Raw genomic sequence first — 14052 nt, 5'->3', positions numbered from 1 at the left:
ATCGTCTAACACGTATCAATCAACCTCACCCAAACTCATAGACTCAAATGAAACGACTCATTCTACTGACATTATCCCTCTGCCTCTCAGGCAGCCTGTTCGGCCAAGATGCACCAGCACAAGTCGACAATATTAAATTTAAAAACCTAAACGACGACTGGGTCGAAATGGAGGTTAAGATTAAGGCCTTCAAAAACACCTCCCCAGACGCCAAAAACGAACGTTTCGTCGATAATATTAAAGTTCTAGGCTACTTCGCATACGAGCGTGATCGCAAAGCCAGAACCTTTGACTTCTACAAGGCCGAAGTCGAAGTGATCTCGATCGAACAAGGTAAGACAGAAAACGTCTATTTCTACATGCCAGGTGTGGTCGTAAAGCGTGACCGCCTACCTAAGACACCTCCTTACTACTTCGTAGCACTTGAGATCAACGGCCAAGTGCTACCGATTGATAACAGAGCTTACTCAAAGGGCACACTCAACGACGACACCATCCGCAGTATGAAAACCAAAGCGGACGCCGAAAGTGAGCAGAATGACTACATCCTAAAGCCAAGCTACAACGCACCACTGGCAAAAATTGGAGCACGCCCAGATGTCAACAAAATGGCACCGATGATCATTCGCGAACCGAAGCAGTAGCCATTCATTTCAGCCTTCTGCCATGAGCAGAAGTCACACAAAAAGGCCCTCATCTTCAACGATGTGGGCCTTTTTTGATTCAGCTAGCCCAACACAGCTTCGACCTCGTCATCACTCAGCCCCATTTCATTTCGGCAGAACTCCAGCATATCTTCCTGCAACGGAGCCGAAAACGTGATCGGCCCCTCCGGGAAGTTAAACACATACCGATAGCAATGCAGCGCTTGGCGCTTAATGGGCAGCGCCTCCTCCAAGCGATCCGTCCAGCCGTTCTCGATAAAATCGATATAGAGCGTCTCATCCGGCCCGTAAATCTTATCGCCGACCACACGTTTCTCTAAAAATTCCCCATGCACGCGGATCTGGTGCTTGCGCCCCGTCTCAGGCTCCACGCGACAGAGCGTATAACCATTCTTCGAAATCAACGGGATGAAGTCCGTCACCGCAGTCTGAGAAGTCCGATCATAACTCACCTCCGATTTCACAAACACTGGGCCGCCTTTGCGTCGAGCGATCGGCTCATCCACATGAATCGGCTCGGCAAACTCTCCCTCCAAAATTGCCAAATATTCCTTCGTCACGATTCGATTCTGAATCGCCATCTGGAACTTGCGTGCCACCGATGGGCGCTTCGCAAAAACGATCAAGCCACTCGTCTCGCGATCCAAGCGAGCCACAAGGTGCAACTTCTCGGCTCCAGTATGCTCACGCACCACGCCAACCAAACTCGACATAGGCCCATTCTTAGAGGGATGACAGACCAACCAGCCTGGCTTATTAATAATCAGCAGATTCTCATCCTCCTGCACTATCCAGTCAGGAAAGACAGCCATATCTACAAGGGGAGCCTCTTCGCCGTATGGATTCATTTCGAATCTCCTTTGTGTGCTTCTAAACGCATTTTGCGCAATATGGCGCCTCCGATCCGAGTCACAACGATGATCGGCACTTTACTACCGAAAAATGCAATTAGCTTATTTTTCCAACCGGTTACCAACAACGATTTCCCCTTAGCCAGCGCACGCAAGGTCAAGTCAGCCACCTCTTCGGAGGTCATATCCAGCCCGCCGTTTGCTCCCTCACGCATCGGAGGCGTATCAAAACCAGCAGATTTAAAGAAGTTCGAGCGCGTCGGCCCAGGGCACACCGCCAAAGTCCTGACCTTGGTGCCACGCAGATCTTCCCCCAGCGCCAGCGTCCAATTGAGCACAAACGCCTTCGTTGCACCATAGGTCGCCAAATACGGAGTCGGCTGAAACCCCGCAGTCGAAGCTATGTTTACCACACAACCACCGCGCTCCAGCATTTGAGGCAGTAACTGTGCAGTCAAATCCACCACGGCCTTCACATTCAGGTCAATCATGTTCAACTGCTTCACACGGTCCAAGTCATGCAAGCAACCATAGTCGCCATACCCACTATTATTGATTAAAAGCACCTCCCCCTCGCCGCCCTCAGCAATAATAGAACGCAATTGATCTGCCGCACTCGCCAGCGAGCTCGAATCACTCAAATCCGTCGGAATATGAATACCACATTCATCAAAAAAAACGCCCGGTTTCGACCGAGAAAGGTTGCAAACCCTGGTAGCCGGGGCTAACTTCATAATTGCTTTGATGATTGAGCAGCCAATACCCGACGAACCACCTGTAACGATGATTACAGACGTGCGTTTGAAATATTCAGATAGAGTCGGTTTTGGCATATATAGACTAGTAGATGCCAACATGGTTGATCGTTGCGATCAAAATAGTGTTGGCACTTTTTTTGCTCATCTAAGTCAAAGAGGCAGGGTCAACCGACCCCGTTAAACGAGAACCCACAATAGAAAAGGACAAAATAATATATGAAGCAGCATGATCTAATCATCTCCGGTTTGAATATGGATCTCACCGATGCGATCAAAAATGTGGTAAAACAGAAAGTAGAAAAGCTCTTCGAACACGAAGATAAAATTATCCGTATGCGTGTGGAGCTAGAATACGACAGCCACAAACGCTCCCACCAGAAAGAATTTATCGCCAAGGGGCACCTCGAAGTGCGTGGCAACGACCATAACGCACATGCGGAGACGGACGACCTCTACAAGTCAATCGATGAAATGGTCAACAAACTCGATCGAATGATTCGGCGACGCTCTCGCCTCAAGAAGGTAAAGCGTAAGGACGTGCATGAAATCGACATCCCTGTCGACATTCCAAAGGCTAGCTAGCTTCCCAATACCGCCCAATAACTAACCGCAAGCCCGACTCTCTTTGAGAGTCGGGCTTGCTTTTTTTCGGAACTTCATAAACGTGCAGCCCTATTATGCCTGCATACATCTACCAAATCCTTCACGTCACCGGAATCATCATGCTCTTTATGGGCTATGGTGCCCTACTCGCCCGCAGCCTAGCCGGTAGCGACAGCGCCCCCGTGCGAAAACTCGGTTCGATGACCAGCGGAATCGGCCTCCTTCTCATTTTAATCGCCGGTTTTGGCATGATTTCAAAGCTAGGACACAGCTTCACCGCTCCCTGGCTGATCGTAAAAATGGTGATCTGGCTCGCACTCGGCGGCGTCATCGTTCTCATCAATCGCAAGCCTGCGCTCGCTAAAGCACTGTGGTGGAGCATCCTAGGCCTCGGAATTATCGCAACTGCCATGGTCTACTACGTGCGCTTTCAGGGGTAACAATCAAGCGCTCAAAAAAAAATGCATTTTTTGAAAAGTTCTGCTTGATCTCCTGCGCTCACTTTGTCTTTATCCCGGCTTCCTCACGAGCACCCGTAGCTCAATTGGATAGAGCGCCTGACTACGAATCAGGAGGTTAGGGGTTCAAGTCCCTTCGGGTGTATTCTTTTAAAATCCCTAAGTCTTCAAGACTTAGGGATTTTTTTTGTGTCAATATACCAGCATCCGTAGGGGGCTTTGCTCGGAAACTGTCTCAAAATCACTGAAACCCAAGCAAATCGGTTATATGGATGCGGGGCTCTTAATCGTTCTATTTCTCTGGTGGAGACACTCTCCGCACGAAGCCCTGCCACGGCTCCGCTGCAGTAGAATCCCTGCAGCTCTCCGACGACAACCAGCCAGCAAAACTACTGCTGGAACTCTTGAGCCACAAACGACGGGACAAAAAACGAGCCGATACCCGACAAACGTCCCGAGGACAGATCGTAGATTTCACAAGGCGCATAATTATCCGTCGCTCCCCGCTCTGCCTGCCACTTCAAATACTCACGGGCAATCGTCCGCGCCTCTGCACGAAAATCAATCGGCGCATCTTCCTCTGGCCTCCAGCGCAGCACCAACGCATCATCTGTAATGTCAAACGTGCAGTCTCCGAAATTAATGTAGCACCACTTACGCATACCCTCGAGTAGATCGATATGGAAACGCCCGTCATCAACCGCAGCACCCTCAGCTGATGGCATTACTCCTGGATAGCGCATGAAATATTTGCCACGATACGTATCGTGGAACCATGGCATCAGGCTGGTCTTCTCCGCTGGCACGATCAAGTAGTTCCCATTCACGGAGCCCACGATTTCCTTCGACGCGAGCACCTTATCTACCTCCAGAATCAAGCCAGGCACGAAACGCATCGTGCCGAAATCACGCTCCCGATACAGAATCTGCACACTCGTCTCCAAAGTGAGCTCCAAGGTCTCAGGCCAAAGATCCGGCTGTCTCACGAAATCAGCGTAGCTCATCTCAATCGCCAAAGGGCGTGGAGCCACCACTTCTACAAAAGGTTCCGGCTCGGGCACAGGCTCAGGCACCACCACTGGCTCTGGCACAACAACAACCACCGGCTCTGGTTCACTTCCCAACGGGTGCTCCATTCCGATCACCTCACGCACCTCATACGCAAACTGCGTCTTCGTATCTTTCTTTGCCCAATTAAAAAAGAAGACTGCACCAGCGATTAACACCGCAAACATCACAAACATTTTCAAGAGAGCCACCTTCTGAGGCGACATATGGGGCTTATGGGAGTCAGACATGACAGAAGATAAAGATCCCCCTCCCCGTGCTTGCCAAGCTTACATTGGAGAATGAACTGTAAAAAAAGAAACGCTATCAAGCGCGATCAGTTCTCCAACGATTCCAAGCCGACCAACGCCTCCTTTTGGGCACGAGTCAACCGCTTCACTCGCCACTCCTCTTTCTGCGCTTCAGAGCGCGTGCCGACCTCACGCGTATAGAGGATCTGCAGTGGCAAACGTCCCCGCACATACTTGGCCGACTTCGGCCCCTGCGATGAGTGCTCCTCAAACCGGCGCGCAACATCCGTCGCCACGCCCGTATACAGCGTGCCGTCGCCACAACGTAATATGTATATACTCCAAATCACAAAAAATCCTAATCCTAATCCTAATCCTAAGAAGATTATGAGTAAGCGTAGGATTAAGATTAAGTCCACTCAACTCTCAGACCTCAGCTCTCTTCCACCTCAGCTCTCAAGCCTCTTCCCTCACCCCTCTTCCACCACGCCATCCACGTAATACCAATCGCCACCACTACGCCTAAAGCGTGACAGCTCATGGTGGATCGCCCGCTCACCGCCTTGAATATAGCTGGCCTTAAACTCGACCTTACCGACCTTATCCTTCGCACCCCCCTGCTGCGTGCGTAACACCTCCAGCCCGATCCATTGGATCGATTCCGCCGTCGACTGATAATTCACCCACAGATCTGTCGTCCGCGCGGCAGGCAAAGTCGTGCCGACCAAATAATCGATTTGCCCACACACATACGCGCAATACCGCGAACGCATCAAAGCCTCCGCGGTCGGCGCCTTCGCCTGACCTAGGTGCAACGGCTCACAACACGCGACATACGCCAGCCCACTGCCACAGGCACATAAAGAATTCGGATCTGTCATGCTGCATACCCTAGCCATACAACCACAGATTAAAAGGCATTTTGCACACGAACGTAGGGGCTTTGCTCGCGAAGACCGCGACCACACAAAACCATCTCAAACGTCAAAAAACCAACAAAACCACCACAACGCAGCAAACACAATGACCTCCCCTCACTCGATCGAGGTCACCACTCTCAACACTTGCACTAAGTCGCCCTCTAACCTTCACTCCACACTCTCACTTTCACTACGCCGAAGGCGCCACTCTCACTTTCAGCACGCCACAGGCGTCACCTTCACTTTCACTACGCCACAGGCGTCACTCTCACTCGCCCTCTGGGCGCACGCACAATGAATTTCCCGCTTAAGCCACTGACCGACGTTACCGATCCCGATGCACTCATGGAGCACTTCCTCGAGTATGCACTCGAGAAAGGCATCGAGCTCTACCCTGCACAGGAAGAAGCCATCCTCGAAATCTTCGCCGGTAAGAACGTCATCCTCAACACCCCCACCGGCTCGGGCAAATCCCTCGTCGCCGCAGCACTCCACTTTCTTTCCGCTTCCCAAGGCCGCCAATCGGTTTACACCTGCCCCATCAAGGCACTGGTCAACGAAAAGTTCCTCGCACTCTGCCGAGACTTCGGACCCGAAAATGTCGGCATGATGACCGGCGACGCCTCCGTCAACCGCGGCGCGCCCATCCTCTGCTGCACCGCAGAGATCCTCGCCAACATCGCACTGCGCGACGGCGAGACGGCCAAAGTCCACGACGTGATCATGGACGAATTTCATTACTACTCCGACGGCGAACGCGGCGGCGCCTGGCAAGCCCCCCTCCTCACGCTCCCACAGTCCCGCTTTCTCCTGATCTCCGCCACCCTCGGCGAGACCCGCTTCTTCGAGCGCGAGATGGAGCGCGTCACTGGCAACGAGGCCGTCACCGTCTTTAGCACCGAGCGCCCCGTGCCGCTCGAATTCACCTACGCAGAAGATACGCTCACCGAGACACTGGAAAAGCTGCAGGCCGCCAACAAGTTCCCGGTCTACATCGTCCACTTCACCCAACGCTCCGCCTCCGAAACTGCGCAGAGCCTGCTCAGCCTCAACGTCTGCACCAAAGAGGAAAAAGCCGCTATCACCAAGGAGCTGCAAGAAGTGCCCTTCACCAGCCCCTTCGGCAAAGAGATCAAAAAGCTCCTGCGCGCCGGCATCGGTCTGCACCACGCCGGGCTCTTGCCGAAATACCGCGTGCTCATTGAAAAACTCGCACAGAAAGGGATGCTCAAAGTCATTTGCGGCACCGATACCCTCGGCGTCGGCGTCAACGTGCCGATCCGCACCGTGCTCTTCACCCAGCTCTGCAAATACGGTGGCACCAAAACCGGCATCCTCACCGCCCGCGACTTCCACCAAATCAGTGGACGCGCTGGCCGTAAGGGATTCGACGACGTCGGCTTCGTCGTCGCGCTCGCGCCCGAACACGTGATCGAAAACAAGCGCCTCGAAGCCAAAGCCGCTGGTGATCCGAAAAAGAAAAAGAAGCTCGTGAAGCGCAAGCCACCCGAGCGCGGCTTCGTGCATTGGGACGAGCAAACCTACACCCGCCTGCAAAAGGCACCCGCCGAACCGCTCACCTCCAGCTTCAAAGTCACCCACGGCATGCTACTCAACGTGCTCAGCCGTCAAGGCGATGGCTGCGGCGCCATGCGCCAGCTCATTACCGATTGCCACAACAGCGACACGTCCAAGCAAAAGATGCGTAAGCAATCCTTCCAACTGTTTCGCGCATTGGTCGACCGCAACATCATTCAAATAATGCCCAAGGGCGACGAGCAGAAGCTACGCGTCAACTTGGAGCTACAAGACGACTTCTCGCTCAACCAAGCGCTCTCGCTCTACTGTATCGACACCCTCGGCCTGCTCGATACCACCGCCGAAGGTTACGAGCTCAAGATGCTCAGCCTCGTCGAAGCGATTCTGGAAAACCCTGACATCATTCTACGCAAACAGCTCGACAAAGCCAAGACTGACAAGGTGATGGAGATGAAGGCCGCCGGCATCGAATACGACGCCCGCATGGAAGAGCTCGAAAAGATGGAATACCCGAAGCCCGAAAGCGAATTCATCTACGAGACCTATAATAAATTCGCCGCCGAGCACCCGTGGGTGGGCGCGGAAAACATTCGCCCGAAATCCATCGCCCGCGAAATGTTCGAGCGCTACAGCAGCTTTGCCGACTACATCAAAGTCTATGGCCTGATGCGTGCCGAAGGCCTACTCCTGCGTCACCTCACCAACGTTTATCGTGTATTGGAAAATACCATACCGCCCGCCTTCAAAACCGAAGCGGTTGATGAAGTCGTGACCTACATCGAGAACCTGCTGCGTATCACCGACTCCAGCCTGCTCGATGAATGGGAGACACTCAAAGACCCCGACTACAAACCGAACCTCGACGAGAGCCTGCCCGCCCCCACCGGGCCACGCGACATCACCCGCGACCGCGAAGCCTTCACCCGCCTCGTGCGCAACGAGATCTTCCGCTTCCTACGCATGCTCGCCAACGAGTCCTATCAAGAAATCGACGAAACCTTCGAGCTCGATCAGATGTTCCCGGAGGCAAGGTGGAAATACACCGCCCTCAGCAACGCGATGGACGCCTATTACGAAGGCCACGAATGGATCCGTCTCGACCCAGGCGCCCGCAACAAGCGCAACACGAACATCATCGAATCCGACGACCGCCAAACTTGGACCATCGAACAGACTCTAGTCGACAACGAAGAGCTCAACGACTTTCAAATTATCTTCAGCCTCTCGATGACGGACGCCAAAGCCAACAGCACCATTAAACTCGTGCCGTTAGAATTGAAGGCGGTGGCGGAGTAAGGAGACTGACAATTCACATTTGATAATAGCTAGCCATCAGTCAGTAAAACCAAGGTAATCCATGAGTAAATCTTGCTTCCACTACACGAGCATTGAGTCTCTTTTTAATATCGTAACGAAGAAGTCACTACATTTTGGCAGCTTCGCCATGATGAATGACCCCCTTGAAACAAAAATTGATAATGAGCTCTTGCATGAAATATATGAAGATGAATTCAGCGAATTAGAGCTACCTCCTCGGTTTTATTTTAAACGTAATAACACTGATGAATTTCAGTATCAGTCCTTTGGCTTCTCAACATCCAGACTTGGAGATGACTTAAGCCAGTGGAGATCATATACTCAAAAAGGCTCAGGAGTTTGTATTGAATTTGATAAAGCAGAATTGGAAAAGCAATTACGCAAATTGTTACAATGTGACATGCCCGTTTCACATGAATGTGTTTATTCTAAAGATAAAGAGCGCATCCTACTCGAACAATATGTTCAATCTGTTAGGAATAACGACTGGTATAAGGCGATGAATCAATTTCATCCAGATAATGTGGATCATATTCATTCTAGCACAGCATTTATTAAAGCGCTTCAAGAAATGGCTATCCAAATTAAGCACCAATCATTTGAAGCTGAATCAGAAATTCGTTTTTTCGTTCTACAAGATACCTTTAAAGCAGACATTGAATTCAAGCCCTGCACAACAGGACTTACACGATATATCAATGTGCCGATTACTCCTGAATGCATTAAGTCCGTAAGAACAGGCCCTTTAGTTGACAAACGAAATAACTTCATGATTGAACAACTATTCTTTTCTAGGATGGGTAAACCTATAAAAACATTAGAGACCACGTCTCCATATGTATGAAAAACGAAACGGGAAATGGGGTCTTTCCGCCACCTCACAATTACTCATCTTTTAAACGCTCGCCCCGACTCTATTGATACGACTGACTCTGATGTGACAGACAATAAGATGAGTTTCAACCCCCCGAATCAGCGTCAATTAGCGACGTAGGTCTGCGCCCCTTATTGGTTCTACGAAATGCCCCCTTACTGGTTCCTCTACACTGCTCAAAACCATAAGCGTCGTCGGCGACTAGCCAAACACCTGCTTGCGCAGCCCATGAATCACCGCGAGGCCGCCCCAATCGCCACGCATTGCATTCACCTTCGGAGGATGCTTTCGCTCACGCTCCATCTGCCACGCACCCGTGTAGCCTCTCACAAACTCTGCAGAGCCCAGAATCGCCCCATCGGTAAAATAGCGCACCCGGCAGCGCAGCATCGCCGCCTTCGGTAAATGCCCATCCGTATCGAGCACCTTCAACGCCTGCTTCCGCGTCATGTCAGCCAATCCAGGCTCAGACGCGCGCTTACCAAAAATCAACGAACGATGAGCCCGCAGCGCTGAGTCGATACGCTTCGCGCCACGATCCGCCCAAATGGCAATCAGGCCTTTCTTAGCCGCAACCTCACCCGCCACAGACTCCGCATAGCCACAGAAGCGGTAATCCTTCGGGTCCTCAACCAGACCCGCACGCACAGGATTGAGATCGATATAAGCCGCCATGGTTTGCAGCGGATTACCCTGCCCTTCAACGAGAACTGATTTAAAGCGATCCATCCACAAAGTCCCCTTACGGTCCCCGTGGTTACGGTTATACCAAATAGAAAAACGCTGCTTCACCGTCTTCATGAATTCAGACAGATCGCTCATCCGCGCCAATAAGCGCTCACGAATGGCTTCCGCATCGGCATCCCCTGCCATCAAGGATGCTTCAAGTCGAGCAAACTCCGCTGTTTGATATTTGGTCGGCTTAGGGTAAAGCACTTTAAAGCGACGCAGCAATTCTGTGTTGGAAAGAGACTGCTTCTCAGGAACCCGCACTAGCACATGGAAGTGATTGGTCATCACACAATACGTGAAGATCTCCACCCCACAGAAGTCCGACACCTGCCAAAGCATTTTACGCAACACCTCTTTTTCACGATCCTTCAGTAGCATTTCTCCACCAACCACACGACTCATAGCATGATAGACCGCGGAACTCCCCTCAACTTTAGTGCGCTTCATAACAGCAACAATAACAACCCATCGCCCAAACGCAAACCGCCCCATCATTTTATTGCCTGATTATAAAATCTACCTTTAGAAAATTCCGTATATGAGTGGTTAAGTAATTATTTCGATGAAATTGAAAAAGACAGGAGAGGTTTTCCTAGTTTTATCGCTTATAAAGAGAATCAGAAATATGGATTCGAAGTGAGGTTGGTGAGAGAACCGCGATTCATCATGCATCGTCTAGATGAAATTATTTATAAAGCCTATTACGCATTGAATGAAGATTCTTTTCATGAGGTTTGCATCTTCTTGGTCGTTGCAGATGAAGAAATGATCCCCATGGTTGTTAAAATGGTTAGTCGTCGTATTCCGGAATTTGAAGTTAATTTAAGAATAATGGTTGGATTGGCTGAATATGATGAAGAATCGGGCATTTATAGCCAATTTAAACCATACGATAACATCTCAATAACTAATAAGATGTAACAAGGCAGTAGTGGACAACTCCGTTCGTGCCTCACTCCGTGCCACACTTTGACGATATCAGAAAATGAAAGAAGGAAGAAAAGAAGGGCTTTCAGCTAATGTGCTACTCTTTCTAGGAGTCCTAATTTGGGGAGCCTATTGGATTGGTAGCTTTTTCATTACTTACGTCACGCTCCCCGCCACTATAAGGAATACAGTTTACGTGATCGGCATTATTGGAGCCTTTTGCTATTACATCGGGTTTTGGCGTTTCGTTAGAAAAAAGGGACGGCATCCAGCATGGTTTTTACTCTCCTTTACTTGGCTTATTGGTCTTGTGGTGATCTACCTCTTGCCAAAACATGATATCCAGTCGGAGCTATCAACTCCGTTACGCGCTCCGCGCTCCACTACGCGATAGTCCTCGACGTTCTCAAAAAAAGGATGACTAAAGAAGAAAAGATCAGACTCGAGAAGATCTCACTTGAGACTGCTCAACGCCTTATAGACTACAATAGTTACGGGAAGAATAAGTCGAAAGCCATCTCCGCGATGAAGAGACGCATTTCGGGTTTTGAAAAAGAAGTGTATGCAGATTACTTAGATCGAGCGATTTCAGTGCATACGGATGCAATAGAATTTGTAAAAAAGCACTGTGAAGCGTTTCATCAGACATACAAGGAGAACGGCGATGGTTCAGGTGTTGAGCAGATCGCTACAGATTTCCTAAGCAAACATGACGAATACCAGCGGTCACATCTATGTGGAACTTTAGGGTTTATCTTCTACATCTGGCACTTACGGTAATGAGAACCAGTCGATCGTATCAATTCCGTTACGGCTCCGCCTCCACTCTGATGTGTCCTGAGTTTATCGGACAGAGGATTCCGTTCTTTTGTTAGTGTTATGTGGTTTAGTTGTGATTGATGCAAGCCGGTAGGCTTGCGTTCTGCTTACCCCCATGGGGGTAAAATTTTTCCTCAAACTGAATGGGGTTATTGTAGTCCAGTGAAGAGTGTTTTCTGAAACGGTTATAGAAGACTTCGATATACTCGAAGGCATGACTACGAGCGGCAGCCTCATCAAAGAAGATGGTATCACCGACACTCGATGTTTTGTATCTCCCGTAAAAAGATTCCTGGGCAGCATTATCATAGCAGTTGCCTTTAGCACTCATACTTTGACAGATGCCAAAGGACTTGAGCAATGTTTCATAGCTGTAGCTGGCGTAGGTGCTGCCTCGGTCGCTGTGATGGATCAGTCCTTCCGGCAGATCACCACCTCGGGTCAGAACCGCGCATTTAAGGGCCTTGCAAACCAGCTTCGAGTCATTGTCAGAGGAGACGCTCCAACCAATAATGCGCCGACTAAACAGATCCATCACTGTCGCCAGATAGCACCAGCCGTTTTGAACGCGTAGATAAGTGGTGTCGGCTACCCAAACTTGATCACATCCCTGCGGCTTGCCGAGTTTCTTCAGTAGGTTCGGGCTGTAACCGAAATCATGTTTACTGTTTGTGCCCAATGGCTTGAACCCTTTCTTCTGAGTGCTGTCGATCCGTAGTTCCTTCATTAAACGCAGGGTGCGGTCGCGGCCACAATCGAGCCCTTCATCTTGAAGGTGACGGTGGATTGGACGATGCCCGTAGACGCGCCCATTGGCTTGCTTGTGAACTTCGAGAATATGGCTCTTATAGGAGTTATCCTCCAGGCTGCGTGCGCTCGGGCTGCGCAGTTGCCAGTCGTAGTAGCCACTCCGACTCAGCTCGAAGCACTCGCACAGCTCCTTCACACTGTAGCGATCCTTGTTCTGATCAATAAATCGATACTGCATCACGCGCCCTCGCTGAAGTAGCCCACCGTTTTTTTTAGAATCTCATTCATTCGCCGAGCTTTCGCCAGCTCCTTACGTAGCTGTTCGTTCTCCTTGGCCAATGCCTTTGGACTTTGAGCACCCTCTGGAGCATTCGCCTCCAATTCGTCCAGATGCTTCTGCCTCCAGCTGTAGAGAACCCCTTCAGGGACTCCCAGTTGCTTCGAAACTTCCTTCACTGAAGTCCCGTCGATTAGTATCAGTTTAACTGCCTCTTGTTTGAACTCCGCAGTGTAGCGTTGCTTTTTCATAGTATGATCCTCTTGGTAAGAGAATCCCGTGTCCAGTTTTCTCAGGACACATCACCCCATCGATACATCTTCACGTTGGGGAATCAGAATGAAAGAAATCTATCCAGACTGGGCTATCTCAATTCGCGAGACATCCAATAACTGCTATACAGCTAAATGCACCGACAAACAAAATAGAATTGTTGAGCATACTGGAACAGATCCACAGGCTTTAGAGCTTAGATGTCTCGAAGACGTCAAGTATGTCGAAAGAGAAAAAGAAACGAAAAGACTTTCAGACTCCTTATGTGATCGGAGAGATCTAAAGAGCCTCTCAATCCTAATCCCTGGAATCCTCTCTCAAAATGGACTGACCGATGGATGGCATGATTTTTATGACAGTCTAATCGAACTCAAACAAATGAGACGTAAGGATTTAACAGAAATTGAGTTGAGCAGCCTATTGCACTTGATCAGCTTGGTTGCAGAGATCACCAACCCCAACCAGTCGTGATGAGACAATAGATTTCGCTGGCGCTCATCTATACTCACACTCTACGTTCAGCAAAAGAATGAAAATCCCATGCCTCATCAGCGTCGCAATGTTTTCAGCAAATCTGATTTCCGGAGCTCCTAGTTTAATCGGGACCTGGAAATCAAGTAAGGAACTTACGCTTAAAGCTACACGCCTAGACTCATCGGTCGAAGAAGACCTAAAAGAGAGGTTTGAGAACCTGTTTGGTCGAATGACCATCACCTACACCAAGGCACAAAGCATTGCTCGAATGGAAGCCGATGAAGGCATTGAAGAATGGGAATCCATCACCGATTATAGAATTGTAGCAGAAACTAAAGACAAGCTGTCGATAAAATGGATAGACGAAAATGAAGAAGTAATGACAGCAACCCTTCACTTCGTGAATCAAGATCAGTATTGGATTGAACTGCCGAAAGCCGAAGGGAAGATATGTGGCAAGGAATACTTCATTCGGCAACCTAAGGCTGAACCAGACGGGAGTGGGCAATAGATTTCG

At 50.0% G+C, this 14052-nt stretch carries 17 protein-coding genes and 1 tRNA gene; 10 read left to right on the top strand and 8 right to left on the bottom strand.

The features are described from left to right. Positions 1-47 precede the first annotated feature (47 nt). Positions 48-644: a hypothetical protein gene (locus GZZ87_RS09025; RefSeq protein ID WP_162026949.1), complete on the top strand. Its 597-nt coding sequence runs from the start codon at positions 48-50 to the stop codon at positions 642-644. Between the two features lie 83 nt (positions 645-727). Here GZZ87_RS09025 and GZZ87_RS09020 read toward each other — a convergent pair whose 3' ends face one another. After that, on the bottom strand, positions 728-1513 hold the full coding sequence (locus GZZ87_RS09020) for an RluA family pseudouridine synthase (protein WP_162026950.1): 786 nt from the start codon (positions 1511-1513) through the stop codon (positions 728-730). Further along, positions 1510-2349: an SDR family NAD(P)-dependent oxidoreductase gene (locus GZZ87_RS09015; protein ID WP_162026951.1), complete on the bottom strand. Its 840-nt coding sequence runs from the start codon at positions 2347-2349 to the stop codon at positions 1510-1512. Before GZZ87_RS09015 ends, GZZ87_RS09020 begins: the two co-directional genes overlap by 4 nt. A gap of 141 nt (positions 2350-2490) precedes the next feature. On the opposite strand from GZZ87_RS09015, the gene raiA reads away from it, so the two are divergent. From raiA to GZZ87_RS09000, 3 genes are all read left to right on the top strand, one after another. Then, the gene (raiA, locus tag GZZ87_RS09010) at positions 2491-2856 is read left to right on the top strand and encodes a ribosome-associated translation inhibitor RaiA (RefSeq protein ID WP_162026952.1); all 366 of its coding nucleotides are present in this window, start codon (positions 2491-2493) and stop codon (positions 2854-2856) included. A 95-nt stretch (positions 2857-2951) separates the two neighbouring features. Beyond that, complete coding sequence (locus GZZ87_RS09005) at positions 2952-3317, top strand: hypothetical protein (protein ID WP_162026953.1); 366 nt, start codon at positions 2952-2954, stop codon at positions 3315-3317. An 89-nt stretch (positions 3318-3406) separates the two neighbouring features. Further along, a tRNA-Arg gene (locus GZZ87_RS09000) sits at positions 3407-3480 on the top strand. A gap of 244 nt (positions 3481-3724) precedes the next feature. Here the strand turns inward: GZZ87_RS09000 and GZZ87_RS19680 are convergent. From GZZ87_RS19680 to GZZ87_RS08985, 3 genes are all read right to left on the bottom strand, one after another. Then, a complete protein-coding gene (locus GZZ87_RS19680) occupies positions 3725-4633 on the bottom strand; it encodes a hypothetical protein (protein ID WP_178106568.1) in 909 nt (302 codons plus the stop codon). 86 nt (positions 4634-4719) lie between these two features. After that, the gene (locus GZZ87_RS08990; protein WP_162026954.1) at positions 4720-4983 is read right to left on the bottom strand and encodes a GIY-YIG nuclease family protein; all 264 of its coding nucleotides are present in this window, start codon (positions 4981-4983) and stop codon (positions 4720-4722) included. A gap of 120 nt (positions 4984-5103) precedes the next feature. Beyond that, positions 5104-5514 (bottom strand): YchJ family protein, encoded by a 411-nt coding sequence (locus GZZ87_RS08985; protein ID WP_162026955.1) that lies wholly within the window; start codon positions 5512-5514, stop codon positions 5104-5106. A 333-nt stretch (positions 5515-5847) separates the two neighbouring features. On the opposite strand from GZZ87_RS08985, the gene GZZ87_RS08980 reads away from it, so the two are divergent. Further along, the gene (locus GZZ87_RS08980) at positions 5848-8388 is read left to right on the top strand and encodes a DUF3516 domain-containing protein (RefSeq protein WP_162026956.1); all 2541 of its coding nucleotides are present in this window, start codon (positions 5848-5850) and stop codon (positions 8386-8388) included. Between the two features lie 148 nt (positions 8389-8536). Further along, the gene (locus tag GZZ87_RS08975; RefSeq protein WP_162026957.1) at positions 8537-9253 is read left to right on the top strand and encodes a DUF2971 domain-containing protein; all 717 of its coding nucleotides are present in this window, start codon (positions 8537-8539) and stop codon (positions 9251-9253) included. 231 nt (positions 9254-9484) lie between these two features. On the opposite strand, the gene GZZ87_RS08970 is transcribed toward GZZ87_RS08975, so the two are convergent. Continuing rightward, positions 9485-10462: a transposase gene (locus GZZ87_RS08970; protein WP_162026958.1), complete on the bottom strand. Its 978-nt coding sequence runs from the start codon at positions 10460-10462 to the stop codon at positions 9485-9487. A gap of 219 nt (positions 10463-10681) precedes the next feature. Between GZZ87_RS08970 and GZZ87_RS08965 the strand changes: the two genes are divergently transcribed. Further along, on the top strand, positions 10682-10936 hold the full coding sequence (locus GZZ87_RS08965; RefSeq protein WP_162026959.1) for a hypothetical protein: 255 nt from the start codon (positions 10682-10684) through the stop codon (positions 10934-10936). A 423-nt stretch (positions 10937-11359) separates the two neighbouring features. After that, a complete protein-coding gene (locus GZZ87_RS08960; protein ID WP_162026960.1) occupies positions 11360-11722 on the top strand; it encodes a hypothetical protein in 363 nt (120 codons plus the stop codon). A 106-nt stretch (positions 11723-11828) separates the two neighbouring features. On the opposite strand, the gene GZZ87_RS08955 is transcribed toward GZZ87_RS08960, so the two are convergent. Then, the gene (locus GZZ87_RS08955) at positions 11829-12749 is read right to left on the bottom strand and encodes an IS3 family transposase (protein WP_162026961.1); all 921 of its coding nucleotides are present in this window, start codon (positions 12747-12749) and stop codon (positions 11829-11831) included. After that, positions 12749-13039, bottom strand: a complete 291-nt coding sequence (locus tag GZZ87_RS08950; protein WP_244648024.1) for a transposase — start codon at positions 13037-13039, stop codon at positions 12749-12751. The genes GZZ87_RS08955 and GZZ87_RS08950 overlap by 1 nt, the downstream gene beginning before the upstream one ends. Before the next feature lie 88 nt (positions 13040-13127). On the opposite strand from GZZ87_RS08950, the gene GZZ87_RS08945 reads away from it, so the two are divergent. Beyond that, positions 13128-13532, top strand: coding sequence for a hypothetical protein (locus tag GZZ87_RS08945; RefSeq protein ID WP_162027890.1), 405 nt, complete (start codon positions 13128-13130; stop codon positions 13530-13532). Positions 13533-13590: 58 nt separating this feature from the next. After that, a complete protein-coding gene (locus tag GZZ87_RS08940; protein WP_162027889.1) occupies positions 13591-14046 on the top strand; it encodes a hypothetical protein in 456 nt (151 codons plus the stop codon). Positions 14047-14052: the final 6 nt, after the last annotated feature.

This window comes from Lentimonas sp. CC4, from assembly GCF_902728235.1.
GTDB lineage: Bacteria > Verrucomicrobiota > Verrucomicrobiia > Opitutales > Coraliomargaritaceae > Lentimonas.
Note: the sequence above shows the minus strand (reverse complement) of the source record. Positions and strands in the feature narration are given on the sequence as shown.

Excerpts from the sequence above, each read along its gene's own strand:
- GZZ87_RS09025 (WP_162026949.1), top strand. The coding sequence starts at position 48 with ATGAAACGACTCATTCTACTGACATTATCCCTCTGCCTCTCAGGCAGC.
- GZZ87_RS09020 (WP_162026950.1), bottom strand. The coding sequence starts at position 1,513 with ATGAATCCATACGGCGAAGAGGCTCCCCTTGTAGATATGGCTGTCTTT.
- GZZ87_RS09015 (WP_162026951.1), bottom strand. The coding sequence starts at position 2,349 with ATGCCAAAACCGACTCTATCTGAATATTTCAAACGCACGTCTGTAATC.
- raiA (WP_162026952.1), top strand. The coding sequence starts at position 2,491 with ATGAAGCAGCATGATCTAATCATCTCCGGTTTGAATATGGATCTCACC.
- GZZ87_RS09005 (WP_162026953.1), top strand. The coding sequence starts at position 2,952 with ATGCCTGCATACATCTACCAAATCCTTCACGTCACCGGAATCATCATG.
- GZZ87_RS19680 (WP_178106568.1), bottom strand. The coding sequence starts at position 4,633 with ATGTCTGACTCCCATAAGCCCCATATGTCGCCTCAGAAGGTGGCTCTC.
- GZZ87_RS08985 (WP_162026955.1), bottom strand. The coding sequence starts at position 5,514 with ATGACAGATCCGAATTCTTTATGTGCCTGTGGCAGTGGGCTGGCGTAT.
- GZZ87_RS08980 (WP_162026956.1), top strand. The coding sequence starts at position 5,848 with ATGAATTTCCCGCTTAAGCCACTGACCGACGTTACCGATCCCGATGCA.
- GZZ87_RS08975 (WP_162026957.1), top strand. The coding sequence starts at position 8,537 with ATGATGAATGACCCCCTTGAAACAAAAATTGATAATGAGCTCTTGCAT.
- GZZ87_RS08970 (WP_162026958.1), bottom strand. The coding sequence starts at position 10,462 with ATGAAGCGCACTAAAGTTGAGGGGAGTTCCGCGGTCTATCATGCTATG.
- GZZ87_RS08965 (WP_162026959.1), top strand. The coding sequence starts at position 10,682 with ATGCATCGTCTAGATGAAATTATTTATAAAGCCTATTACGCATTGAAT.
- GZZ87_RS08960 (WP_162026960.1), top strand. The coding sequence starts at position 11,360 with ATGACTAAAGAAGAAAAGATCAGACTCGAGAAGATCTCACTTGAGACT.
- GZZ87_RS08955 (WP_162026961.1), bottom strand. The coding sequence starts at position 12,749 with ATGCAGTATCGATTTATTGATCAGAACAAGGATCGCTACAGTGTGAAG.
- GZZ87_RS08950 (WP_244648024.1), bottom strand. The coding sequence starts at position 13,039 with ATGAAAAAGCAACGCTACACTGCGGAGTTCAAACAAGAGGCAGTTAAA.
- GZZ87_RS08945 (WP_162027890.1), top strand. The coding sequence starts at position 13,128 with ATGAAAGAAATCTATCCAGACTGGGCTATCTCAATTCGCGAGACATCC.
- GZZ87_RS08940 (WP_162027889.1), top strand. The coding sequence starts at position 13,591 with ATGAAAATCCCATGCCTCATCAGCGTCGCAATGTTTTCAGCAAATCTG.